Below are 23,321 nucleotides of genomic sequence, written 5' to 3'. Positions count from 1 at the left end.
TTAATGAACTTGCCAATTTATATTGTCTCACTTAAAAGAGATATTGAGCGAAGAAATAAAATAAATGATGTTTTTCAGCGATTAAATATTAATTTTGATTTTTTTGATGCCATAGATGCTAAAGACCCTCAAAATAAAGAAATTATTGATAAAATGAGATTAAGTGGTGTCGGCGCAGAAATGACTGATGGAGAAATTGCTTGTACATTAAGTCATCAGCTTATATATCAGGATATGATAGATAAAAATATAGAATGGGCAGTCATTCTCGAGGATGATGTTATCGTCAATGAGAAATTTAAAAAATTTCTGCAATATTTTAATCTTTCTGAAAAAGACAAGTTAAAACATAATAATTTGTATTTGCTTGGAGGACAGAAAGGATTACATGATTATCCGGTATTGGGGCAAAGCCTTTTTAGTAAAGTTAAGATAAGTACTTGTACTTTTCGGCGTGTTAATTTCAATAAAAATAAAATTCGTCGTACATGTTCATATTTGATGAATAAAGATATGGCACAAAAGTTGCTCAAATTGACAAAGGATTATGGCACCTATCGAGCTGATAGCTGGAAGTTAATGCATCAACATCATATTATAAAAGAGTTTTATTTAGACGAAATAATATTACATCCTATTTTAAATGAGTTTAATAGTCATCTTGAAAGTGAAAGGCTATTAACATCGGAAAAAAAACAACCCAGAACAAGGCTTCAGAAAAGAATGAAGTTTATACGCTCCTGGATAAAGGTGGCTTTTTTTTCTCTTTTGAAATGAGATTGTTAATTTCAATTTGTTGTGAGATATTAACGTGGAAGTAAAAATTGAGCAATTTCGAAATAATAGCTGTAATTTTATTTTTTTATTGTATTTAATCGGTTTGTTGTTTGTGCCAATTGATCTTAATATCACCACTAAAATAATTAATGCGACAGGTGCATTTTCTCTTTTCTTATTAATTGTAAATAAAAAGCATAATTATAATAAAAATGTCATTATATTAATTCTTGGTTTACTTCTTTTGGGTGCAATGAACCTGATATGGTATGAATTTTATAAAACAGAAGATGTAGTATATAGAAATGCTTATCGAGGCTACCTTGAGTCTGGAAAACTATTAGTATTTAGCTCGTTGACATTTTTATTACTAAGTAAAAATAAATTCAGGCAAAATGAAAAACTACATTTTATTTCAGCTATCTTAGTTCAAATAATCATGCTATGTAGAGCATATTATCAAGGGATATATTTGCATGCAGACCGCATTCCCCTCTCCGCAATGAATGGGAATATTGGTCAGATGGGGGCAGCGACTATTGCGGCTTATGTGATTACATTCACTACTTTATATTCTTCAATTGTATTCATCAAAATGCAATCGAAATATAAATGGTTTCTATTTTATGCTAACTTTGCTTTAAGCTTTGCAGCAGTGATGATGACAGGAACGCGTGCGGCAATTTTTACATTCCCACTTATGATTATGGTCATATTATTTCTTCAGCATCGTGATCAAAAAGTGTTTTTATTTAAAGGATTGAGTGGTGTTTTTATATTGCTACTTGCTTGTGGTTTGATATTTAATAAGGAAATTGAGAGGCGAATTAATTCATTAAAAGCTGATGTTATTTCATATGCTACAAAAAATAACAGTCAATCCTCGGTCGGAGCACGTTTTGCAATGGTTAACGCAGGAATTAAAGGAAGTCCTGATGGTTTTAATTGGCAATCTCTTGAGCAGCGTGCTGAAAAGATAAAAGCATTAAGTGCAGACAATAATATTTATAGTGGAGCTTTATTATTCCTTGATGTACATATGCATAATGAAATTGTTGAAGCTCTTTCCACGAAAGGGAAAATTGGTCTTCTTGTTCTTATTATGTTCTATGTTGCAATTATCTACTACTGTATCCGGGAGAAAAAATATATACTTTTGGTTTTCCCTGCTTCTATTATGTTATTTGGCATTAGTGATGTCATTACGCATGCTAAACCAATACCGGCATCATGGATTGTGTGCCTCTTCCTGTCTATATCGTTTTTGAGTAAAAAAGAACCGCAATAATAAAAACGTTGATTAAGTAAGTGGGTATAATGCCCACTTACTATTTATTAAATCAATGTAATTTCTTTATAAACAGCCGCTGCTTCTAAATTATTTAAACTCTTTAGCGGAGCCCTACAAACCATCTGATTCTTCCCATACCCGCCAATTAATCCAGGGTCGGTAGGTCCATAAACCGTGATATTGGGTCTATCCAGTGCCGCCGTTAAATGGCTTAACCCCGTATCCACTGAAACCACAAACTTAGCCCCGGCCAGCACGCGGGCAACGCCTTCCAGACTCATCTTCGGCAATACTTCAACATAAGCAAATCCTTCCGCCAGTCGTTTCGCCCGTTCTTCCTCATGCGGCGCGCCCCACGGAAGTTTAATCCGTATTCCTGAATCAGCCAGTAAACCAATCAATTCTCGCCAGTGTTCTTCCGGCCAGTGTTTATCATCACGGGTCGTTGCATGAAGAAATACGGCATATTCGCCAGCATCTGTAGGCAGGTTCGTCAGGAAATGCTGTGCAATAGCATAATCGCCCTGGGTTTGCGGTTTGCTATAGCCCAGACTTTTGGCAAACAGTTCGCGGGTGCGTTCTACGGCGTGCTGCTGTTTTGCAATATGATGCTTACGATTGTAAAACAGACTGGCTAAAGGTTCGCGAGCGGTTTGCCAGTCCATGCCATGCTTTACGCCATGCGCCAGACGCGTCACCAGCGCCGCGCTTTTTACCAGCCCCTGAGCGTCGATAACTGCGTCATAGTTCTCTGCTTGTAGCGCTTCACGAAACGCTTTGCGTTCCGCTTTTATGGGGGCCGAGAACCAGGCTTTACGCCAGCGACGTATTGCCACAGGAATAACTCGCTCAACGGCAGCGTGCCAGGAAGGAATCTGTGCGAACCCTTCTTCCACCACCCAGTCAAACTTAATCCCTGGGATTGCCTGCTGGGCATCAGTGAGTGCGGGCAACGTATGGAGAACATCGCCCATCGACGATGTTTTAACGATCAAAACCCGCATCCGTCAGGCTTCCTCTTGTAACAATAGCGCGTTGAGTTCTTCCAGTACGCGCTGGGGAGTAATGTCGATTAAGCTCTGGTGATAACCCTCCGCAGCGTCACCTTTACGCACTTTGTGATAGCCGGTAATCAAACGGATCACGCGCGCTTTATGGGATAGCGGCGGTGTGAAGTCCGGGCTACTCGGACCATACAGGGCAACCAGCGGACGATTGAGCGCCGCCGCAACATGCATCAGGCCAGAATCGTTAGTGACAATGGCTTTACAGGCTGCAATCAGGATAACCGCTTGATCAAGCTGTGTTTCCCCCGCCAGGTTCCGACACCATGCCTGCTGCTCGGTATTCAAAGCGGCAAGAATCTCATTGCCCGCTTCATGATCTTTCGCCGAGCCAAACAGAACCACCTGATAACCTTCATCAATCAGCTGCTTTGCCAGCTCCGCATAGTGGTAGTGTGGCCAGCGTTTTGCCGGACCAAACTCCGCACCCGGGCAAAAACCAATCATCGGACGTTCTGATGAAAGCGAAAATTGATTACAGGTATATGATTTTTCACCTTCGCTCACCTGCAACTGCGGCCATAACAATGGCTGCGGCAGATCTTGTGCTGTGCGCATAATGCCTTTGTCATAGGCCAGCGCTATATAGCGTTCCACCATTAGCGGCCAGGCTTCTTTATCGAGCACGCGTACATCGTTGAGTAAACCGTAGCGCATCTCGCCGCGCCAGCCGGTGCGATGAGGAATACCCGCGAAGAAAGGCACTAATGCAGATTTGAAGGAGTTGGGTAAGACGTAGGCGCGGTCGTAGCGCTTTTCACGCAGGCTATGACCCAGTTTGCGGCGTTCGCCGATTTCCAGCGCTCCGTGACCGAGAGGCATAGGAATAGCTTCGTTAACTTCCGGCATCCGCGATAATAATGGACGGCACCATGCCGGTGCCATCACATCGATTATCGCCTGGGGATAGCGCGCCTGGAGCGTGCGATAGAGACTTTGCGACATCATCATGTCGCCAACCCAAGACGGGCCGATCACCAGTATTTTCATGCAGAGCTCTTATGCGTCGCGATTCAGCCAGGCCATGTATTCCGTTACACCTTCAGCAACGGTTTTGAACGGTTTGTCGTAACCCGCCGCGCGCAGATTTGTCAGATCTGCCTGAGTGAACGCCTGATAGCGGCCTTTCAGTTTATCCGGGAACGGAATGTATTCGATCTGGCCTTTCTTGTGATAAGCCAGCGTAGCATCAGCTACAGCCTGGAAGGATTCCGCACGACCAGTACCGAGATTGAAGATGCCGGAAACGCCATTTTCCAGGAACCACAGGTTTACATCTGCCACGTCGCCCACATAGACGAAGTCGCGTTTGAAGTTCTCGCTACCTTCAAACAGCTTCGGTGATTCACCGTTGTTAAGCTGGGTGTTGAGATGGAAAGCGACGCTCGCCATGCTGCCTTTATGGCCTTCACGCGGTCCATAAACGTTGAAATAACGGAAGCCAACAATCTGCGAGTTCGCTTCAGGCAGGATTTGACGAACATATTCATCAAACAGGAATTTTGAGTAACCGTAGACGTTCAACGGTTTTTCGTACTCGCGGGATTCAATAAAGTCGGAGGTGCGTCCGCCGTAGGTGGCCGCGGAAGATGCATACAGGAACGGGATTTCGCGCTCCAGACAGTAGTGCAGCAGCTCTTTGGAGTATTGATAGTTGTTATCCATCATATACTTGCCATCCCACTCGGTGGTGGAAGAGCATGCGCCTTCGTGGAAAATCGCTTCGACATCGCCGAACTCTTCGCCAGCCATAATCTGGATCAGGAAGTCTTCCTTATCCATATAGTCTGCGATATTCAGATCCACCAGGTTCACAAACTTGGTGCCGTCTTTCAGGTTGTCCACCACCAGAATATCGGTGATGCCTTTATCATTCAGGGCCTTAACGATGTTGCTGCCGATAAAGCCCGCGCCGCCGGTAACGATGATCATAACTGTAACCTTCGAATTATGGAGTCAGAGACAATCTCAGACACGAATACTTCTATCATATCACTACACGGCGTTGGCTTCAGCCATTCGCCAAAAGTGAGATTGATGGACGTTATTTATCCTGAATTTTGCAGAAGTGTTAACGCGTCATCTCGTCGCGACCTATAAGTTTGGGTAATATGTGCTGGAATTTGCCCTGTCTGGAGAATCGCAATGCGTGGAGAATTTTATCAGCAGTTAACCAACGATCTGGAAACCGCACGGGCGGAAGGGTTGTTTAAAGAAGAGCGCATTATTACGTCTGCGCAGCAAGCAGATATCACTGTGGCTGATGGAAGCCACGTCATTAACTTTTGTGCCAATAACTATCTCGGGCTGGCGAATCATCCGGATCTGATTGCGGCGGCAAAGGCGGGAATGGATTCTCACGGTTTCGGCATGGCTTCGGTGCGTTTTATTTGCGGCACTCAGGACAGCCATAAAGAGCTTGAACAAAAACTGGCGGCATTCCTGGGGATGGAAGATGCGATTCTCTACTCTTCCTGCTTTGATGCTAACGGTGGCCTGTTTGAAACGCTGCTGGGCGCGGAAGACGCCATTATCTCCGACGCACTGAACCACGCGTCTATTATTGATGGTGTGCGTCTGTGTAAAGCTAAACGCTATCGCTATGCCAACAACGATATGCAGGAGCTTGAAGCACGTCTGAAAGAAGCGCGTGAAGCCGGTGCGCGTCATGTGCTGATTGCCACCGATGGTGTGTTCTCGATGGACGGCGTGATTGCCAATCTGAAGGGCGTTTGCGATCTGGCAGATAAATACGATGCCCTGGTGATGGTAGACGACTCCCACGCGGTCGGTTTTGTCGGTGAAAACGGTCGTGGTTCCCATGAATACTGCGATGTGATGGGCCGGGTCGATATTATCACCGGTACGCTTGGTAAAGCGCTGGGCGGGGCTTCTGGTGGTTATACTGCGGCGCGCAAAGAAGTGGTTGAGTGGCTGCGCCAGCGTTCTCGTCCGTATCTGTTCTCCAACTCGCTGGCACCGGCCATTGTTGCCGCATCCATCAAAGTACTGGAGATGGTCGAAGCGGGTAGCGAGCTGCGTGACCGTCTGTGGGCGAACGCGCGTCAGTTCCGTGAGCAAATGTCGGCGGCGGGCTTTACCCTGGCGGGAGCCGATCACGCCATTATTCCGGTCATGCTTGGTGATGCGGTAGTGGCGCAGAAATTTGCCCGTGAGCTGCAAAAAGAGGGCATTTACGTCACCGGTTTCTTCTATCCGGTCGTTCCGAAAGGTCAGGCGCGTATTCGTACCCAGATGTCTGCGGCGCATACCCCTGAGCAAATTACGCGTGCAGTAGAAGCATTCACGCGTATTGGTAAACAACTGGGCGTTATTGCCTGAGGATGTGAGATGAAAGCGTTATCCAAACTGAAAGCGGAAGAGGGCATCTGGATGACCGACGTTCCTGTACCGGAACTCGGGCATAACGATCTGCTGATTAAAATCCGTAAAACAGCCATCTGCGGGACTGACGTTCACATCTATAACTGGGATGAGTGGTCGCAAAAAACCATCCCGGTGCCGATGGTCGTGGGCCATGAATATGTCGGTGAAGTGGTAGGTATTGGTCAGGAAGTGAAAGGCTTCAAGATTGGCGATCGCGTTTCTGGCGAAGGCCATATCACTTGCGGTCACTGTCGCAACTGTCGTGGCGGTCGTACCCATCTGTGCCGCAACACGATCGGCGTCGGCGTTAACCGTCCGGGCTGCTTCGCCGAATATCTGGTGATCCCGGCGTTCAACGCCTTCAAAATCCCAGACAATATCTCCGACGACCTGGCTTCCATTTTTGATCCCTTCGGTAACGCCGTGCATACCGCGCTGTCGTTCGATCTGGTTGGCGAGGATGTGCTGGTCTCTGGTGCAGGGCCGATAGGTATCATGGCTGCGGCGGTGGCGAAACACGTTGGTGCACGCAACGTGGTGATCACGGATGTTAATGAATACCGCCTTGAGCTGGCGCGTAAAATGGGTATCACCCGTGCGGTTAACGTCGCCAAAGAAAATCTCAATGACGTGATGGCGGAGTTAGGCATGACCGAAGGCTTTGATGTCGGTCTGGAAATGTCTGGTGCGCCGCCAGCGTTTCGTACCATGCTCGACACCATGAACCACGGCGGTCGCATTGCGATGCTGGGTATTCCACCTTCTGACATGTCGATAGACTGGACAAAAGTGATCTTTAAGGGCTTGTTCATTAAAGGCATTTACGGTCGTGAGATGTTTGAAACCTGGTACAAGATGGCGGCGCTGATTCAGTCTGGCCTCGATCTCTCGCCGATCATTACTCATCGGTTCTCTATCGATGATTTCCAGAAGGGCTTTGACGCTATGCGTTCGGGCCAGTCCGGGAAAGTTATTCTGAGCTGGGATTAACACGAACAAGGGCTGGTATTCCAGCCCTTTTATCTGAGGATAATCTGTTAAATATGTAAAATCCTGTCAGTGTAATAAAGAGTTCGTAATTGTGCTGATCTCTTATATAGCTGCTCTCATTATCTCTCTACCCTGAAGTGACTCTCTCACCTGTAAAAATAATATCTCACAGGCTTAATAGTTTCTTAATACAAAGCCTGTAAAACGTCAGGATAACTTCAGAGGTCGTCGGTAATTTATGATGAACAGCACCAATAAACTTAGTGTTATTATTCCGTTATATAATGCGGGCGATGATTTCCGCACTTGTATGGAATCTTTAATTACGCAAACCTGGACTGCTCTGGAAATCATTATTATTAACGATGGTTCAACGGATAATTCTGTTGAAATAGCAAAGCATTACGCAGAAAACTATCCGCACGTTCGTTTGTTGCATCAGGCGAATGCTGGCGCATCGGTGGCGCGTAATCGTGGGATTGAAGTGGCAACGGGCAAATATGTCGCTTTTGTCGATGCTGACGATGAAGTCTATCCCACCATGTACGAAACGCTGATGACCATGGCGTTAGAGGACGACCTCGACGTGGCGCAGTGCAACGCTGACTGGTGTTTTCGTGAAACGGGAGAAACCTGGCAATCCATCCCCAGCGATCGCCTTCGCTCAACCGGTGTATTAACCGGCCCGGACTGGCTGCGGATGGGGCTTTCTTCGCGCCGTTGGACTCACGTTGTCTGGATGGGGGTTTATCGCCGCGATGTTATTGTTAAAAATAACATTAAATTTATTGCCGGATTACATCATCAGGATATTGTCTGGACAACAGAATTCATGTTTAATGCGCTGCGTGCGCGATATACCGAGCAATCATTATATAAATATTATCTGCATAATACGTCAGTGAGTCGGTTGCATAGACAAGGGAATAAAAACCTTAATTATCAACGTCACTATATTAAGATTACCCGCCTGCTGGAGAAATTAAATCGAAATTATGCCGACAAAATTACGATTTATCCGGAATTTCATCAGCAAATAACTTACGAAGCATTGCGTGTTTGCCATGCGGTGCGCAAAGAGCCGGATATTCTTACCCGCCAACGGATGATTGCCGAGATATTTACTTCCGGTATGTATAAGCGCCTGATTACCAATGTGCGCAGCGTGAAGGTGGGTTATCAGGCGTTACTGTGGTCTTTCCGCTTATGGCAATGGCGCGACAAAACGCGGTCGCACCATCGCATTACGCGTAGCGCCTTTAATTTGCGCTAGCGTTAAGTTTCGCCGCTTCGGGCTGTTTGCCCCAGCCTTGCCACTGATGCTGGAAGTAAACGATCAGCGTGCTCTGGCTGATGCTTTCGCTTAATACTTCAAAGAAGCGATTAGCATAAACAGGTTCTATCGGTTTCTTCGGTTTGCACAGCTTCACGCCACGGAACGGATTACGCGGTGTGTCGGGCACAGTGTTTTTCGGCGGTGTAGACGTATCAACCTGCGGTTCATTCAGCAAGCTGCTGGCTTTCACCAGCGTAATGTCTGGCGGCAGGTTATAAACCATCTGTTGTAGCACGCGTACCGTTGAAGGGTGAGGATGCCCAATGGCAATGGTTGAACCGTTGCGACGCGCCAGATCAATTGCGCGATTAAATTGCACACGGATGTCCGCTTCATTTTGCGAATCGTCGAGGAATACCTTCCGTTTGATCACCTTCACGCCAGTGCCTTGCGCGGCGCGCATCGCCTGGGTATTACCGATGGTTACGCTGTCGAGGAAGTAAAGATTGTAACGCTCCAGCGCCTGCATCACTTTCTGCATACCAAACAGGTTAGAGGTCATCTTGCTGCCCATGTGGTTGTTGATCCCCACGGCATAGGGCACGTTATTGACCGCACTACGAATAATGCGCTCAATTTCGTCGCTGCTCATCTCCGGGCGTAGCGTATTTTTCTCCAGCGGCTGTTTACTCAACGGTGCCATCGGGAGATGAATCAACACTTCGTGACCGCTGTTATGCGCTTTGGTCGCCATCTCTCTGGCGTGCGGTGAATCGGGTAATACAGCGACGGAGATAGCGGAAGGCATCGCCAGCACCTGGTTTTCGTTGTGCGGGCGATACCCAAAATCATCAATGACGATGGCAAGTTTGCCAGCAAGTACGGGGGAGGAGAGCGCCAACAGAGCGGCAAATGCAAGAACGTTACGACGAAATGGAAACAAAACTTATCTTCCCAACCACGGCTGTGGATTGACCGCCTGACCCTGGCGGCGAATTTCGAAATAGAGTGAAGGCCGACCCTGACCGCCACTGCTGCCCACCAGTGCAATTGGCTGGCCCGCGCGAACCTGCGAACCAACGCTCACCAGTGCGCTCTGATTATAGCCGTAAAGACTCATGTCGCCTTTACCATGCTCAACCACCACCACCAGACCGTAGCCTTGCAGCCAGTCAGCCAGAATCACCCGACCGTCGGCAATCGCTTTAACTTCAGTACCTTCAGAGGCACCAATCACCATCCCTTTCCAGCGTAATTCACCCTGTAGCTGTTCGCCATAGCGATGCAGCGTCGGCCCGCGAACCGGCCAGAATGCCTGACCACGCGGCGCGCCCAGACCACCGGTACGGGACATCAGCGATTTTTCGCTTTCAGTCGGTTTGTAGGTGGTGCCTTTACGCGTCGCTTCTTTCTGGCGGTCGCGAACCGCCTGGGCCTCACGTGCTTCTCGTTCTGCACGCGCTTTCGCCGCGGCTTCCGCACGGGCAATGCTGTTACGCAGACGGGATTCGTTGGCGCGCAGCTCGCTCAACTGTTGCTGACCTTGCTGGATGGAAGACTCCAGCCCTGCCAGCGTCTTTTTACGCTCGTTCAGCGCCTGAGTCAGTTTCGCCTGTTGGGCGCGCTGTTCATATAACAGCGTTTGTTGCTCGCTCTGTTTCTCTTCCAGTTCAGCACGCTGCATGGCGACTTCTTCACGCGTTTGCTTCAACTGGGCAATGGTTTCTTGTCGCGCCTGGTTGAGATAGCCGAAATAAGCCTGTAAACGCTGTCCACGCTGGCTTTCTTCACCGCTGAGAATCAGCTGAATACCGGTATGCTCGCCCTGACGGAATGCGGCATCCAGTTGTGCGGCGAGGCTGCGCTCCTGGGCGGCTTTTTGCTGCTCCAGTTTGGCAATCGACGCGTTCATCTCATCAATCTGTTTATTGAGTTGATTGAGCGTGTTTTGCGTTTCGCGCAGCTTACGGGTGGCTTCAGAGATCGCTTCTTCCTGCTTTTTCAATTGTGCGAGCAGGCTTGCGCGTTGTTGTTGCTTTTGGCGTACCGCGCGCTCTTTCGCGGCGATATCGGCCTGAATAGATTTGAGTTGGTCACGCTCATCCGCGTGGGCGGAAAAGGCGCACAACAATACGCCAGCGCTAAGAACGCTGGCGTAGATGATGGGCCTGATTGCAAACCTGCGCGGTTTCACGGCCCGTGTCATGGTATTAATCGCCTTTCCCCTCATGGGGAGGGATTATTCCACGATGAACAGCGGCTTACCAGTCATCTCTTGCGGGATTTCCATACCCATCAGCGACAACATGGTCGGCGCGATGTCAGAAAGTTTGCCGCCTTCAACCGCTTTCACGTTCTTATCGCCAACGTAAATCAGCGGAACTGGCAGGTTGGTGTGTGCCGTATGTGCCTGACCCGTTGCCGGATCGCGCATCTGCTCAGCGTTACCGTGGTCAGCGGTGATCAGCAGTTGTCCACCCACGGACTCAACCGCTTTCGCGACTTCTTCCACGCAGTGATCCAGTGCTTCAACCGCTTTAACCGCCGCTTCCATCACACCGGTGTGACCTACCATGTCGCCGTTCGGATAGTTACAGATGATGGTGTCGTATTTGCCGCTCTTGATGGCCGCAACCAGTTTTTCGGTCAGCTCTGCGGAGCTCATTTCCGGTTGCAGATCGTAGGTAGCTACTTTCGGTGAGTTGATCAGAATGCGATCTTCGCCTTTGAACGACTCTTCTACGCCACCGTTGAAGAAGAAAGTAACGTGGGCATATTTTTCGGTTTCGGAAATACGCAACTGAGTTTTGTCGTTTTTCGCCATCCACTCGCCGAAGGTGTTAACCAGGGAAGCTGGTGGGTAAGCAACCGCAGTTTTGATGTCAGCGGCGTATTCGGTCAGCATCACGAAATCGACGTTAACCACTTTCTTACGCGCGAAGCCATCGAAATCAGCGTTCACGAAAGCACGAGTGATTTCACGCGCGCGGTCAGCACGGAAGTTCATGAAAATCAGCGCATCGCCGTCTTCCATTGCCGCATCTGACTGACCTTCTGCACGAATAACGGTCGCTTTCACGAACTCGTCGTTTTCGTCGCGAGCATAAGCAGCCTGCAAACCAGCAACGGCGGTATCGGCCTGGAACTCACCCTGCGCCAGAGTCAGCAGGTCATAAGCTTTTTCAACGCGATCCCAACGGTTATCGCGGTCCATCGCGTAGTAACGACCAATGATGGACGCTACGCGGCCTTTACCCAGCGCGGCAAATTTCTCTTCAAATTTTTTCAGCGAGGATTCAGCACTGCGCGGCGGAGTGTCGCGACCGTCAAGGAATGCGTGCAGGTAGATTTTTTCTGCGCCGCGTTCAGCTGCCAGTTCTACCATCGCCATGATGTGATCTTCGTGGCTGTGTACGCCGCCTGCGGAGAGCAGACCCATAATGTGTACTGCTTTACCTGCGTTTTTCGCTTTATCTACCGCGCCAGTCAGCACCGGATTAGCAAAGAAAGCGCGATCTTTGATTTCAACGTCCAGACGAGTCAGGTCCTGATACACGATGCGGCCGGCACCCAGGTTAACGTGGCCTACTTCGGAGTTACCCATCTGACGGTCAGGCAGACCGACTTCCAGACCGGAAGCGTCGATCAGGGTATGCGGACGATTGGCCCACAGTGCATCCATTACCGGGGTTTTAGCACTAAAAATGGCGTTATCCTGCTGTTCTTCGCGATAGCCATAGCCATCCAGAATCACCAGTACCATAGGTTTTTTAGAAACCGACATTGCGACAACCTCATACTCAAGAGTCAAAATTTGCGTAATTTTACTACAGCTGAATCGATAAAATAGCCTCTGAAGATCAAAATATACGACCGCTCGCGGCAAGCCGATGCCAGATTTACGCTTTTTTTTCGTCGCGCCCCGCAAAATTGCATTCCAGTTAACGCGCTGGCTGTATTTGCCGCACCGCGCAGGTATACTCCTTTCCTGGTTTTTTTAATCACTACGTCGGGAGTTGTTACCCCCCATGCAAGAAATTATGCAATTTGTTGGCCGTCATCCCATACTGAGTATCGCCTGGATCGCGTTACTGGTGGCGGTTCTTGTGACTACGTTTAAGAGCCTGACCTCGAAAGTGAAGGTGATTACTCGTGGTGAAGCTACGCGTCTGATCAACAAAGAAGACGCTGTGGTTGTGGATTTACGTCAGCGTGATGACTTCCGTAAAGGCCATATCGCAGGTTCTATTAATCTGTTGCCGAGCGAAATCAAAGCCAACAATGTTGGTGAGCTTGAGAAGCACAAAGACAAACCGGTTATTGTGGTAGACGGTTCTGGCATGCAGTGCCAGGAGCCTGCAAACGCACTGACGAAAGCTGGTTTTGCGCAAGTATTCGTGCTGAAAGAAGGCGTCGCTGGCTGGGCTGGCGAAAACTTGCCTTTGGTGCGCGGCAAATAATTTACCTGTCGTCTTTCATGATGCAGGCCGTTAGCTGCAATTAGGCCCCCAGCGACTTATTGTTATAAGCTTCTGGGGACACTCCATTTTGCTGCCGCCCTGCAACATGAAATTTCAGGGTAAAAAAACAGGAGCTAATTTATGGCCAATGTTGAAATCTATACCAAAGAAACCTGCCCGTATTGCCATCGTGCAAAAGCACTGCTGAGCAGCAAGGGCGTGAGTTTCCAGGAGCTGCCGATCGATGGCAACGCCGCCAAGCGTGAAGAGATGATCAAACGCAGCGGTCGCACCACGGTTCCCCAGATTTTTATTGACGCACAGCACATTGGCGGCTGTGATGACTTGTATGCATTGGATGCACGTGGTGGACTGGATCCCCTGCTGAAATAACGTGTGAACGTTGGCATTACATTGCGCAGTATTTAAGGACAACACTTAAGGGTTTTCTACACATGTCAGAACAAAACAACACCGAAATGACTTTCCAGATCCAACGTATTTATACCAAGGATATTTCTTTCGAAGCGCCGAACGCGCCGCACGTTTTCCAGAAAGATTGGCAGCCAGAAGTTAAACTTGATCTGGATACGGCATCTACTCAACTGGCAGATGACGTTTACGAAGTGGTACTGCGTGTTACCGTAACGGCCTCCCTGGGCGAAGAAACCGCGTTCCTGTGTGAAGTTCAGCAGGGCGGTATTTTCTCCATCGCGGGTATCGAAGGCACCCAGATGGCACATTGCCTGGGCGCATACTGCCCGAACATTCTGTTCCCGTATGCTCGTGAGTGCATCACCAGCATGGTATCCCGCGGTACATTCCCGCAACTGAACCTTGCGCCGGTTAACTTCGATGCGCTGTTCATGAACTATTTGCAGCAGCAGGCTGGCGAAGGTACTGAAGAACATCAGGATGCCTGATGAACCAACGTAATGCTTCAATGACTGTGATCGGTGCCGGCTCGTACGGCACCGCTCTTGCCATTACCCTGGCAAGAAATGGCCACGAGGTTGTCCTCTGGGGCCATGACCCTGAACATATCGCAACGCTTGAACGCGACCGCTGTAACGCCGCGTTTCTCCCCGATGTGCCTTTTCCCGATACACTCCATCTTGAAAGCGATCTCGCCACTGCGCTGGCAGCCAGCCGTAATATTCTCGTCGTCGTACCCAGCCATGTCTTTGGTGAAGTGCTGCGCCAGATTAAACCGCTGATGCGTCCTGATGCGCGTCTGGTGTGGGCGACCAAAGGGCTGGAAGCGGAAACCGGGCGTCTGTTACAGGACGTGGCCCGCGAGGCGTTAGGCGATCAAATTCCGCTGGCGGTTATCTCTGGCCCAACGTTTGCGAAAGAACTGGCGGCAGGTTTACCGACAGCCATTTCGCTGGCCTCGACCGACCAAACTTTTGCTGATGATCTTCAGCAGCTGCTGCACTGCGGTAAAAGTTTCCGCGTTTACAGTAACCCGGATTTCATTGGCGTGCAGCTTGGCGGCGCGGTGAAAAACGTCATTGCCATTGGCGCGGGGATGTCCGACGGTATCGGTTTTGGCGCGAATGCGCGTACGGCGCTAATCACCCGTGGCCTGGCTGAAATGTCGCGTCTTGGCGCGGCGCTGGGTGCCGATCCTGCCACCTTTATGGGCATGGCGGGGCTGGGCGATCTGGTGCTTACCTGTACCGACAACCAGTCGCGTAACCGCCGTTTTGGCATGATGCTCGGTCAGGGCATGGATGTACAAAGCGCGCAGGAGAAGATTGGTCAGGTGGTGGAAGGCTACCGCAATACGAAAGAAGTCCGCGAACTGGCGCATCGCTTCGGCGTTGAAATGCCAATAACCGAGGAAATTTATCAAGTATTATATTGCGGAAAAAACGCGCGCGAGGCAGCATTGACGTTATTAGGTCGTGCACGCAAGGACGAGCGCAGCAGCCACTAACCCCAGGGAACCTTTGTTACCGCTATGACCCGGCCCGCGCAGAACGGGCCGGTCATTATCTCATCGTGTGGAGTAAGCAATGTCGTGTGAAGAACTGGAAATTGTCTGGAACAATATTAAAGCCGAAGCCAGAACGCTGGCGGACTGTGAGCCAATGCTGGCCAGTTTTTACCACGCGACGCTACTCAAGCACGAAAACCTTGGCAGTGCACTGAGCTACATGCTGGCGAACAAGCTGTCATCGCCAATTATGCCTGCTATTGCTATCCGTGAAGTGGTGGAAGAAGCCTACGCCGCTGACCCGGAAATGATCGCCTCTGCGGCCTGTGATATTCAGGCGGTGCGTACCCGCGACCCGGCAGTCGATAAATACTCAACCCCGTTGTTATACCTGAAGGGTTTTCATGCCTTGCAGGCCTATCGCATCGGTCACTGGTTGTGGAATCAGGGGCGTCGCGCATTGGCAATCTTTCTGCAAAACCAGGTTTCTGTGACGTTCCAGGTCGATATTCACCCGGCAGCAAAAATTGGTCGCGGTATCATGCTTGACCACGCGACAGGCATCGTCGTTGGTGAAACGGCGGTGATTGAAAACGACGTATCGATTCTGCAATCTGTGACGCTTGGCGGTACGGGTAAATCTGGTGGCGACCGTCACCCGAAAATTCGTGAAGGCGTGATGATTGGCGCGGGCGCGAAGATTCTCGGCAATATTGAAGTTGGGCGCGGCGCGAAGATTGGCGCAGGTTCCGTGGTGCTGCAACCGGTGCCGCCGCATACCACCGCCGCTGGCGTTCCGGCACGCATTGTCGGTAAACCAGACAGCGATAAGCCATCAATGGATATGGACCAGCATTTCAACGGTATTAACCATACATTTGAGTATGGGGATGGGATCTGATGTCCTGTGATCGTGCCGGATGCGATGTAATCATCTATCCGGCATGGCGTAACTAATCTCTCAACACCGCTCCCGGATATCCCAGCTGCCGCCAGGCTTCATACACCACTACCGACACCGCATTGGACAGGTTCATGCTGCGGCTGTCTGGCACCATCGGAATCCGAATTTTTTGTTCAGCGGGCAGGGCATCAAGAATGCTCGCTGGCAGGCCGCGTGTTTCCGGGCCGAACATCAGATAATCGCCATCCTGATAGCTTACGGCGCTGTGAGCAGGCGTACCTTTCGTGGTGAGGGCAAACAGGCGCTGGGGATTTTCTGCTTCGAGGAACGCGCTGTAGTCATGATGACGCGTAACGGCGGTAAACTCGTGATAGTCCAGCCCCGCGCGGCGCAGGCGCTTATCGTCCCAGGCAAATCCCATCGGTTCGATGATATGCAGACGAAAGCCGGTATTAGCGCAAAGACGGATGATGTTGCCAGTATTTGGCGGAATTTCTGGTTCGTAAAGTACGATGTTTAGCATACTGCCCCCTTAGTGCGGGGGCAGGATAGCAGAAAATTGGTGAGCAGTGCGGCCTTTTCCCCTCACCCCGGCCCTCCCCCTGTCTCTTGATCAGGAGATCTGATCAAGAGACAGCTCCCTGAGGGAGAGGGTTAGGGTGAGGGGGCGCAAACGACTATGCCGCATTCCCTTTCGCCATGGGAGCCAGTGCCGCAGGCAACTCTTTACCCAGCCCCTGCACCAGCGAATCTTGCGTAATTTCGCTGATCGATTTCGCGCCAGTCAGCGTCATCGCCACTTTCATCTCTTTTTCGATCAGATTTAGCAGGTTAGCTACACCCGCCTGGCCCGCTGTTGCCAGCGCATACAGGAAAGCACGACCCAGCAGTACGGTGTCGGCACCGAGCGCAATCATACGCACGACATCAAGCCCGTTACGAATTCCGCTATCCGCCAGAATGGCGATATCACCTTTCACCGCATCTGCAATAGCAGGCAGTGCACGGGCGGAAGAGAGTACACCGTCCAGCTGGCGGCCACCGTGGTTAGAAACCACAATTCCATCAGCACCAAAACGTACTGCATCGCGCGCATCTTCCGGATCGAGGATCCCTTTGATCACCATCGGGCCATCCCAGAAATCGCGGATCCACTCAAGGTCTTTCCATGAGATGGACGGATCGAAGTTATTCCCCAGCCAGCCGATGTAATCTTCCAGTCCGGTCGGTTTGCCGAGATAAGCTGAGATATTACCTAAATCATGTGGACGACCGTTCAGGCCCACATCCCACGCCCATTGCGGATGTGTCACCGCTTGCAAGTAGCGGCGCATTGCCGCATTTGGGCCGCTCATACCTGAATGCGCATCACGGTAGCGTGCGCCCGGTGTCGGCATATCCACGGTAAAAACCAGCGTCGAACAACCCGCTGCTTTTGCTCGCTCCAGCGCGTTACGCATAAAGCCGCGATCGCGCAGTACATAAAGCTGGAACCACATTGGGCGCTTGATGGCTGGCGCGACTTCTTCAATCGGGCAAACGGAAACCGTCGAGAGAGTAAACGGAATGCCATGCGCGTCCGCCGCTTTGGCTGCCTGAACTTCGCCACGACGCGCATACATGCCACACAAACCTACCGGACCTAGCGCCACCGGCATCGACAATTTCTCATTAAACAGCGTCGTTTCCAGGCTTAAGTCGGACATGTTTTTCAGAATACGCTGGCGCAGCGCCACTTCTGACAAATCTTCCACGTTGCGGCGCAGCGTGTATTCAGAATATGCACCACCATCCATATAGTGGAACAGGAACGGCGGCAGAATGCGTTGCGCTGCGGCGCGATAATCGCTGGCTGCGGAAATAATCATGCGTTTTTCTCCCTCGAATGCTCATTATGCTCACCGGGCAGGCGGGTAATCCGTGCGTGGCGAGCCTGATCTTCATCGAATCGTTTCATTGTGGTGTGAACAAAACTAAGGTGCGCCATCATTGCTTTACGCGCCCCGTCGGCATCACCAGCAAAAATGGCGTCAATGACAGCCTGATGTTGTTCGGTCAGTTGTGAAAAAACCGGTGGCACCAGATACATCCGCTGACGGCTATGCTTCACTGAGGATTGCAGGACATCGAAGAAACCGCGCATGGTTTGCAGCAGCACGATGTTATGTGAGGCTTCGGCAATCGCCAGATGAAAACGAACGTCCGCTTGTGAGGCGATATCCGGGTCTTCACTTAGCGTTGCTTCAAAGCAAAGCTGAATCTTTTCTTTGTCGCCAGGTGTGGCGCGCATTGCCGCATGCCATGCGGTGCTGGCTTCAATGGCGTAGCGGGCTTCCAGAATATCGAAACTGTAATCCGGATCATCGGCCATCAGCGTTTTTAGCGGCTGGACGATGTTTTGCTCCGACCATGTGTCATGACGCCAGCGAATAAACGTCCCGCCGCCGCGTCGACTGAGCAGCACGCCTTCGCTCACCAGTTTTGCCAGCGCCTCGCGCAGTGAATTACGTGATACGCCGAGTTGCATCGCCAGTTGACGTTCAGCGGGCAACTTCATGCCCGCTTCCAGGTTTTTTTCATCAATCAGCGCCCGCACACGATCGGCAACCTCGTCTGACAGGCGTCTGGGTAAAACAATCATTAAGGAATCATCCACGTTAAGACATAAGCCTGAAGCGTGGTGATCACGCCCACCATACAGGTGAAGATCAGGCTGTGTTTGACAGTAAAGCGGAACAAATCAGACTCTTTGCCCACCAGGCCTACCGCCGCACAGGCGATAGCGATAGATTGCGGGGAGATCATCTTACCGGTGACGCCACCGGTGGTATTGGCGGCAACCAGCAACAGATCAGAGACGCCAATTTGTTGTGCTGCGGTGGCTTGCAGCGCGGCGAACAGGGCGTTAGATGACGTATCCGACCCGGTCAGGAATACCCCCAGCCAACCAAGGAACGGTGAGAAGAAGGTAAAAGCATGACCGGTGTGCGCCAGTGCCAGCGCCAGTGTTGATGACAGCCCGGAATAGTTAGAGATAAAGGCGAACGCCAGCACCATACCGATAGAGTAGATGGGCAGGGCCAGTTCTTTCAGTGTGCTGCCGAAGGTGCTGATAGCGTCAGACGGTTTCATCTTCAGCCAAACAATTGAGAGCAGTGCAGCAAACAGAATGGCGGTGCCAGTGGCAGAGAACCAGTCAAACTTAAATACGGCGGCGTAAGCGGTAGCTTCGCTGACGACCGGCGGCATACGAGCAACCAGTTTGTCGAGATACGGCACCGGAATGTTGATCACCCATTCATAAAGCGCGCCGCCCGAAGCGAACAGGGCTTTAAATGGCGGGATACTCCACAGTGTTACGGTGGCGGTCAGGAACAGGAACGGTGTCCAGGCACGCAGCACCTGACCCGCCGTGTAACCGGTGTGAGCCAGCGTCATATCAACCTGCGATGCACCCAAATCACCAAAACGGAATACGCGCACTGGCTGCCAGCGTTTGAGGAACAGCGTCAGGCAGAGCAGTGATACCAGCGAAGAGATAATGTCCGGCAGCTCCGGCCCAATGAAGTTAGAGCTAAGGTACTGAGCGATGGCAAACGAGCCGCCCGCAACCACGACCGCAGGCCACGTCTCTTTGATACCGCGCCAGCCGTCCATAATCGCCATGATCCAGAACAGCACGATAATGGTCATAAACGGTAGCTGCCGCCCCACCATCTGACCAATCTCAAAGCTGTCGATACCTGTTACCTGTCCGGCAACCAGGATTGGAATGCCCATCGCGCCAAATGCCACTGGCGCGGTGTTAACAATCAGGCACAGCCCGGCGGCGTACAGTGGTTTAAAGCCCAGACCGACCAGCAATGCGGCGGTAATTGCTACCGGTGCGCCAAAGCCTGCAGCTCCTTCGAGGAACGCGCCGAAACAGAAACCGACGATCAGCATTTGCAGGCGCTGGTCTGGGGTTATCGAAAGAATAGACGAGCGAATGATGTCAAACTGCCCGGTTTTCACCGAGATCTTATAGACGAACACTGCTGCAATAATAATCCACGCGATGGGCCACAAACCATAGAAGAAGCCATAAACCACCGAGGCCAGCGCGTTAGCGACCGGCATTTTATAGAACAGCAAAGCCACGGCAAGGGCGATTGCCACCGTCCATGAGGCGGCGACGTATCCTTTCAGTTTGAGCTTAATCAGCGCAAAGAAGAAAAACAGGATGGGAAGCGATGCTATCAGGCTGGAAAGCCAGATATTCCCAGCGGGATCGTAGTTTTGTTGCCAGAGATTCATTGCAGGTCTCCTGGAGTCCACGCACATCGTGTAATGAGTCTGTTGCTCATCTCCTTGTCACACGTTGTGTAAAAGTGGCACTGCCAATTGTGTTGTGTAGGGATAATGACAATGAATAGTTAACTAAATGTTATGTATTGGCAACATTGATGTGAGTTTTAATTGGGGAATTGTGAACCAGAGGTCAGATAAGCGAAGAATTGGTAGGGCCAATTCTTGTGGGGGGAGATGTCTGGTAAAGAAAAGGGCAATCCTCATCAGAGAATTGCCCTTAGATTGTTGACCCGGAGCGCCTTATCTTGCCAGATGCGGCGTGAACACCTTACCCGGCCTATAGGAATGTGCAGAATCACCCTGTAGGCCTGATAAGCGTAGCGCATCAGGCAATTTGGCGTTTGCCCTTAGTCACACTAACTTAATGGATCATTACCACTGAATACCGGCACCGAGTGCGGCGGAGTATTCACCCTGGCTATTGGTACTACCTTGTAATTTGTAGACCCAACGACCATTGGCGCTCACCATCGATACACCTAAAGCAACAGCCGATTCACCGTTGTAAGTACCGCCACCAATAGAGGCCATGCTGGCACCTGGAGTGTAAGCCTGCGGCAGACCGGTCATTGCCATTGCAGAAGCGATACCACCGCTCAACTTGCTTTCAGTTTTAGACAGTTTGTTATCCATCTCAACCATCCGCTGATCGGTGTATTGCTTCGTTTCCTGCACGCTTTGCTTCAACTGCGCGTAGTTCACCGCGTCGTTGTTGTTGACGCCAGCGGAGACGTTGCTGATACGAGTCGTACTGCCGTTGCCACCACCGAGGGTGATATTGCTATAGTCGATAGAACCATCAGCTTTGGTGTCGTAGCGCACGCCGCCTGCTTCAGAAGATTTCAGCTGCGACACGTTAACCGCATCGGTGGCATTAACACCGGCAGCTACGTTGGTGATACGGCGTTGGTTGGTAGAAGAACCCACAGAGATCGTGTTTTCTTCGTTGGCCACGGAGCCTGTACCCAGAGCGACGCTGTTGTCAGCGGCAGCAATGGAACCAGAACCAATAGCAACGCTATCTTTACCCTGGGCATTGGCATCTACGCCATCGGTGTTAGTCTTGAAGTACTTGGTGCTACCGGTGGTTACGATGTCGCCAATACCGTTTTCGATATTAGTAACGCGAGTATCCAGATTAGTGACCTGATTGTTCAGGTTAGTAATGCTCTGGGTATTCTGGGAAACCTGCGCATCCGTTACTTTCAACTGACCTACGTTGACCGCATCGGTATCCGCTGAACCAGCTGCGACGTTGGTGATCTGACGTTGACCGTCTTCACTACCAACAGAAAACTCACCTACAGAGTTCTGCGGTGCGTCCATGTTGTAGGCGGTGTAGCCAGTCTGTGCACCACGGGTGGTCTGAGAACCGTTACCCATTGCAATACTGTTTGCATGGTTTGCGCGTGCGTTACTGCCGATAGCAATGCCGTTGATCGCATCAGCCAGAACCAGAGTGTTCAAACCGATACCAATACCTGCATTACCATTAACGACAGTTTTCGCACCCATTGCCAGCGAGTCTTCACCAACGGCCAGTGAGTCTTCTGCCGTTGAGTTGGCGTGAAAGTACTTGGTTGGCGTGGTTGCGACCGCACCAATCGCATTCTGCAATTGACGAACCGTAACGGCGTCATGGGCTTCGGAACCATCAGCTACGTTGATGATTTGGCGGTATTTACCGTCATCACCAATTGACAATGCACCTAGCAGTTCGCCGTCAGTGGTGTCATAACCAATCACCACGCCATTTTCCGTTACGCTAGTGTCACGAGAACCTTTGGCAATCACACGGCTGGAAACGGAGCTGCTACCCAGCGCAATACCGGTATCAACGGTGCTATTGCTGTTCTGACCAATGGCTACGCTGCTGGCACCAGACGCGACAGCGTTATAACCTACAGCTGTAGCGCCGACACCAGAGGCGCTTGCATCGTTAAAGGCTAAACCGTTGTCGTTAGTACGAACGTAGTTGATACCAGCGCCATTTTCTTCGATATAGGTTGCGTCGGTGTTACCAGCAAGCTGATTGATGATTTGGCTGTTCTGCTCAATCATCATATTCGTCGCATTCAACTGAGAACCGTTAACCGCATCCGTACTGGTAGCAGAAATAGTGCCGGCTTTAACGTTGGTGATGGTGCTGGTGGCATCTGTACCATGTGCCGCACTATATCCCTTTTTAACGGAGTCCCATTGTATCGTGTTATTGTTTAGATCCGCTAAAGCATCGCCAACATTGCCATAAATACCATTTTTCAGTCTGTAATTCGGGGCAGTAACGACACCTTGCGCATTGACGGTAGCCCCCCCACCAAGACGGTCCGCTACTGACTTACTGATAGCATAAAGCTGTGATCCATTTATGGCATCAGTACTGCTAGTGCTGATATCACCTGCTGCCATATTGACAATTTTTCGCTGATCTGTTGTGTTACCCACAGAGACGGAATTATCTTCAGTCGCTACAGAACCCGCACCCAGAGCAACGGAATTTGTCCCTTGAGCACTGGCTTGACCACCAATTGCAATGCCATTTTCTAAACCGGCATAACTACCTTGTCCAAGAGCAATAGCATTTGCGCCACCTGTAACACTACCATTACCCAGCGCGATAGCATTTGCGCCGTCAGCTTTATTCCCCTGACCGATGGCAATTGCACCAGCAGCTACTGCCAGGCTTTGATTGCCCAGAGCAATCGTGTTATCGGCATCTGCAATACCCCCAGAGCCCAACGCGATACTATTAAGTCCATTGGCCTCCGCTTTGGTACCAACGGCCGTCGCATTTTCAGCGGCTTTGCTCTCAGCACCTATCGCAATAGCGTTCGCTGTACTGGCAAGTGTTTGTCTGCCTAATGCGAGGCTGTCAGTACC

20 protein-coding genes and 1 pseudogene are annotated in these 23,321 nt (G+C 50.6%); 10 read left to right on the top strand and 11 right to left on the bottom strand.

Annotated elements, in window-relative coordinates; translation table 11 throughout:
* Window positions 1-3 precede the first annotated feature (3 nt).
* Complete coding sequence (locus HUZ68_RS22495) at window positions 4-777, top strand: glycosyltransferase family 25 protein (protein ID WP_001052921.1); 774 nt, start codon at window positions 4-6, stop codon at window positions 775-777.
* 34 nt (window positions 778-811) lie between these two features.
* Window positions 812-2,065: an O-antigen ligase family protein gene (locus HUZ68_RS22490; RefSeq protein ID WP_000453197.1), complete on the top strand. Its 1,254-nt coding sequence runs from the start codon at window positions 812-814 to the stop codon at window positions 2,063-2,065.
* Window positions 2,066-2,112: 47 nt separating this feature from the next.
* On the opposite strand, the gene rfaC is transcribed toward HUZ68_RS22490, so the two are convergent.
* Genes rfaC through rfaD form a run of 3 tightly spaced genes read right to left on the bottom strand, consistent with a single transcriptional unit; the run spans window position 2,113 to window position 5,064 of the window.
* The gene (rfaC, locus tag HUZ68_RS22485; protein WP_001264583.1) at window positions 2,113-3,072 is read right to left on the bottom strand and encodes a lipopolysaccharide heptosyltransferase RfaC; all 960 of its coding nucleotides are present in this window, start codon (window positions 3,070-3,072) and stop codon (window positions 2,113-2,115) included.
* 3 nt (window positions 3,073-3,075) lie between these two features.
* Window positions 3,076-4,122: an ADP-heptose--LPS heptosyltransferase RfaF gene (gene rfaF / locus HUZ68_RS22480; protein WP_000699219.1), complete on the bottom strand. Its 1,047-nt coding sequence runs from the start codon at window positions 4,120-4,122 to the stop codon at window positions 3,076-3,078.
* A gap of 9 nt (window positions 4,123-4,131) precedes the next feature.
* Complete coding sequence (gene rfaD, locus HUZ68_RS22475; RefSeq protein ID WP_000587764.1) at window positions 4,132-5,064, bottom strand: ADP-glyceromanno-heptose 6-epimerase; 933 nt, start codon at window positions 5,062-5,064, stop codon at window positions 4,132-4,134.
* Between the two features lie 213 nt (window positions 5,065-5,277).
* Here rfaD and kbl point away from each other — a divergent pair, with 213 nt between their 5' ends.
* The 3 genes from kbl (at window position 5,278) to waaH (ending at window position 8,782) form a co-directional block, all read left to right on the top strand.
* Window positions 5,278-6,474: a glycine C-acetyltransferase gene (gene kbl / locus HUZ68_RS22470; protein WP_001213834.1), complete on the top strand. Its 1,197-nt coding sequence runs from the start codon at window positions 5,278-5,280 to the stop codon at window positions 6,472-6,474.
* Window positions 6,475-6,483: 9 nt separating this feature from the next.
* The gene (gene tdh, locus HUZ68_RS22465) at window positions 6,484-7,509 is read left to right on the top strand and encodes an L-threonine 3-dehydrogenase (RefSeq protein ID WP_000646014.1); all 1,026 of its coding nucleotides are present in this window, start codon (window positions 6,484-6,486) and stop codon (window positions 7,507-7,509) included.
* 238 nt (window positions 7,510-7,747) lie between these two features.
* Window positions 7,748-8,782: a UDP-glucuronate:LPS(HepIII) glycosyltransferase gene (gene waaH, locus HUZ68_RS22460; RefSeq protein WP_000982091.1), complete on the top strand. Its 1,035-nt coding sequence runs from the start codon at window positions 7,748-7,750 to the stop codon at window positions 8,780-8,782.
* Here waaH and HUZ68_RS22455 read toward each other — a convergent pair.
* From HUZ68_RS22455 to gpmM, 3 genes are read right to left on the bottom strand one after another with little or no spacing between them, the layout of a single operon-like run.
* Window positions 8,769-9,728 (bottom strand): divergent polysaccharide deacetylase family protein, encoded by a 960-nt coding sequence (locus tag HUZ68_RS22455; RefSeq protein WP_000483860.1) that lies wholly within the window; start codon window positions 9,726-9,728, stop codon window positions 8,769-8,771. The genes waaH and HUZ68_RS22455 overlap by 14 nt on opposite strands.
* A gap of 3 nt (window positions 9,729-9,731) precedes the next feature.
* Window positions 9,732-10,991: a murein hydrolase activator EnvC gene (gene envC / locus HUZ68_RS22450; protein ID WP_000196256.1), complete on the bottom strand. Its 1,260-nt coding sequence runs from the start codon at window positions 10,989-10,991 to the stop codon at window positions 9,732-9,734.
* Window positions 10,992-11,024: 33 nt separating this feature from the next.
* Window positions 11,025-12,569, bottom strand: a complete 1,545-nt coding sequence (gpmM, locus tag HUZ68_RS22445) for a 2,3-bisphosphoglycerate-independent phosphoglycerate mutase (protein WP_001361565.1) — start codon at window positions 12,567-12,569, stop codon at window positions 11,025-11,027.
* A 244-nt stretch (window positions 12,570-12,813) separates the two neighbouring features.
* Here gpmM and HUZ68_RS22440 point away from each other — a divergent pair, with 244 nt between their 5' ends.
* The 5 genes from HUZ68_RS22440 to cysE all read left to right on the top strand — a co-directional run bounded on the left by HUZ68_RS22440 (window position 12,814) and on the right by cysE (window position 16,088).
* Window positions 12,814-13,245, top strand: a complete 432-nt coding sequence (locus HUZ68_RS22440; RefSeq protein ID WP_001156181.1) for a rhodanese-like domain-containing protein — start codon at window positions 12,814-12,816, stop codon at window positions 13,243-13,245.
* Window positions 13,246-13,386: 141 nt separating this feature from the next.
* A complete protein-coding gene (grxC, locus tag HUZ68_RS22435) occupies window positions 13,387-13,638 on the top strand; it encodes a glutaredoxin 3 (RefSeq protein ID WP_000024392.1) in 252 nt (83 codons plus the stop codon).
* A 62-nt stretch (window positions 13,639-13,700) separates the two neighbouring features.
* Window positions 13,701-14,168: a protein-export chaperone SecB gene (gene secB / locus HUZ68_RS22430; protein ID WP_000003382.1), complete on the top strand. Its 468-nt coding sequence runs from the start codon at window positions 13,701-13,703 to the stop codon at window positions 14,166-14,168.
* A complete protein-coding gene (gene gpsA / locus HUZ68_RS22425) occupies window positions 14,168-15,187 on the top strand; it encodes an NAD(P)H-dependent glycerol-3-phosphate dehydrogenase (RefSeq protein ID WP_001076194.1) in 1,020 nt (339 codons plus the stop codon). Before secB ends, gpsA begins: the two co-directional genes overlap by 1 nt.
* 79 nt (window positions 15,188-15,266) lie before the next feature.
* Window positions 15,267-16,088, top strand: coding sequence for a serine O-acetyltransferase (gene cysE / locus HUZ68_RS22420; RefSeq protein ID WP_001277561.1), 822 nt, complete (start codon window positions 15,267-15,269; stop codon window positions 16,086-16,088).
* A gap of 52 nt (window positions 16,089-16,140) precedes the next feature.
* Here cysE and trmL read toward each other — a convergent pair whose 3' ends face one another.
* From trmL to HUZ68_RS22395, 5 genes and pseudogenes are all read right to left on the bottom strand, one after another.
* Entirely contained in the window at window positions 16,141-16,614 is a 474-nt protein-coding gene (gene trmL / locus HUZ68_RS22415) for a tRNA (uridine(34)/cytosine(34)/5-carboxymethylaminomethyluridine(34)-2'-O)-methyltransferase TrmL (protein WP_000932351.1), read from the bottom strand.
* A 154-nt stretch (window positions 16,615-16,768) separates the two neighbouring features.
* Window positions 16,769-17,959 (bottom strand): quinone-dependent L-lactate dehydrogenase, encoded by a 1,191-nt coding sequence (gene lldD / locus HUZ68_RS22410; protein WP_000586976.1) that lies wholly within the window; start codon window positions 17,957-17,959, stop codon window positions 16,769-16,771.
* Window positions 17,956-18,732, bottom strand: a complete 777-nt coding sequence (gene lldR / locus HUZ68_RS22405; RefSeq protein ID WP_000636500.1) for a transcriptional regulator LldR — start codon at window positions 18,730-18,732, stop codon at window positions 17,956-17,958. Before lldR ends, lldD begins: the two co-directional genes overlap by 4 nt.
* Window positions 18,732-20,387 (bottom strand): L-lactate permease, encoded by a 1,656-nt coding sequence (gene lldP / locus HUZ68_RS22400; RefSeq protein WP_001297977.1) that lies wholly within the window; start codon window positions 20,385-20,387, stop codon window positions 18,732-18,734. Before lldP ends, lldR begins: the two co-directional genes overlap by 1 nt.
* A 426-nt stretch (window positions 20,388-20,813) precedes the next feature.
* Window positions 20,814-23,321: pseudogene (locus tag HUZ68_RS22395) on the bottom strand (YadA-like family protein); the annotation flags it as partial.

Source organism: Shigella dysenteriae (assembly GCF_022354085.1).
GTDB lineage: Bacteria > Pseudomonadota > Gammaproteobacteria > Enterobacterales > Enterobacteriaceae > Escherichia > Escherichia coli.
The sequence above is the reverse complement of the archived record's forward strand: the minus strand, read 5'-3'. Positions and strand labels throughout refer to the sequence as shown.

Bases quoted from the DNA above. Each gene is read 5' to 3' on its own strand.
- HUZ68_RS22495 (WP_001052921.1), top strand. From the start codon at position 4: ATGAACTTGCCAATTTATATTGTCTCACTTAAAAGAGATATTGAGCGA.
- rfaC (WP_001264583.1), bottom strand. From the start codon at position 3,072: ATGCGGGTTTTGATCGTTAAAACATCGTCGATGGGCGATGTTCTCCAT.
- rfaF (WP_000699219.1), bottom strand. From the start codon at position 4,122: ATGAAAATACTGGTGATCGGCCCGTCTTGGGTTGGCGACATGATGATG.
- rfaD (WP_000587764.1), bottom strand. From the start codon at position 5,064: ATGATCATCGTTACCGGCGGCGCGGGCTTTATCGGCAGCAACATCGTT.
- kbl (WP_001213834.1), top strand. From the start codon at position 5,278: ATGCGTGGAGAATTTTATCAGCAGTTAACCAACGATCTGGAAACCGCA.
- tdh (WP_000646014.1), top strand. From the start codon at position 6,484: ATGAAAGCGTTATCCAAACTGAAAGCGGAAGAGGGCATCTGGATGACC.
- waaH (WP_000982091.1), top strand. From the start codon at position 7,748: ATGATGAACAGCACCAATAAACTTAGTGTTATTATTCCGTTATATAAT.
- envC (WP_000196256.1), bottom strand. From the start codon at position 10,991: ATGACACGGGCCGTGAAACCGCGCAGGTTTGCAATCAGGCCCATCATC.
- gpmM (WP_001361565.1), bottom strand. From the start codon at position 12,569: ATGTCGGTTTCTAAAAAACCTATGGTACTGGTGATTCTGGATGGCTAT.
- HUZ68_RS22440 (WP_001156181.1), top strand. From the start codon at position 12,814: ATGCAAGAAATTATGCAATTTGTTGGCCGTCATCCCATACTGAGTATC.
- grxC (WP_000024392.1), top strand. From the start codon at position 13,387: ATGGCCAATGTTGAAATCTATACCAAAGAAACCTGCCCGTATTGCCAT.
- secB (WP_000003382.1), top strand. From the start codon at position 13,701: ATGTCAGAACAAAACAACACCGAAATGACTTTCCAGATCCAACGTATT.
- gpsA (WP_001076194.1), top strand. From the start codon at position 14,168: ATGAACCAACGTAATGCTTCAATGACTGTGATCGGTGCCGGCTCGTAC.
- cysE (WP_001277561.1), top strand. From the start codon at position 15,267: ATGTCGTGTGAAGAACTGGAAATTGTCTGGAACAATATTAAAGCCGAA.
- trmL (WP_000932351.1), bottom strand. From the start codon at position 16,614: ATGCTAAACATCGTACTTTACGAACCAGAAATTCCGCCAAATACTGGC.
- lldD (WP_000586976.1), bottom strand. From the start codon at position 17,959: ATGATTATTTCCGCAGCCAGCGATTATCGCGCCGCAGCGCAACGCATT.
- lldR (WP_000636500.1), bottom strand. From the start codon at position 18,732: ATGATTGTTTTACCCAGACGCCTGTCAGACGAGGTTGCCGATCGTGTG.
- lldP (WP_001297977.1), bottom strand. From the start codon at position 20,387: ATGAATCTCTGGCAACAAAACTACGATCCCGCTGGGAATATCTGGCTT.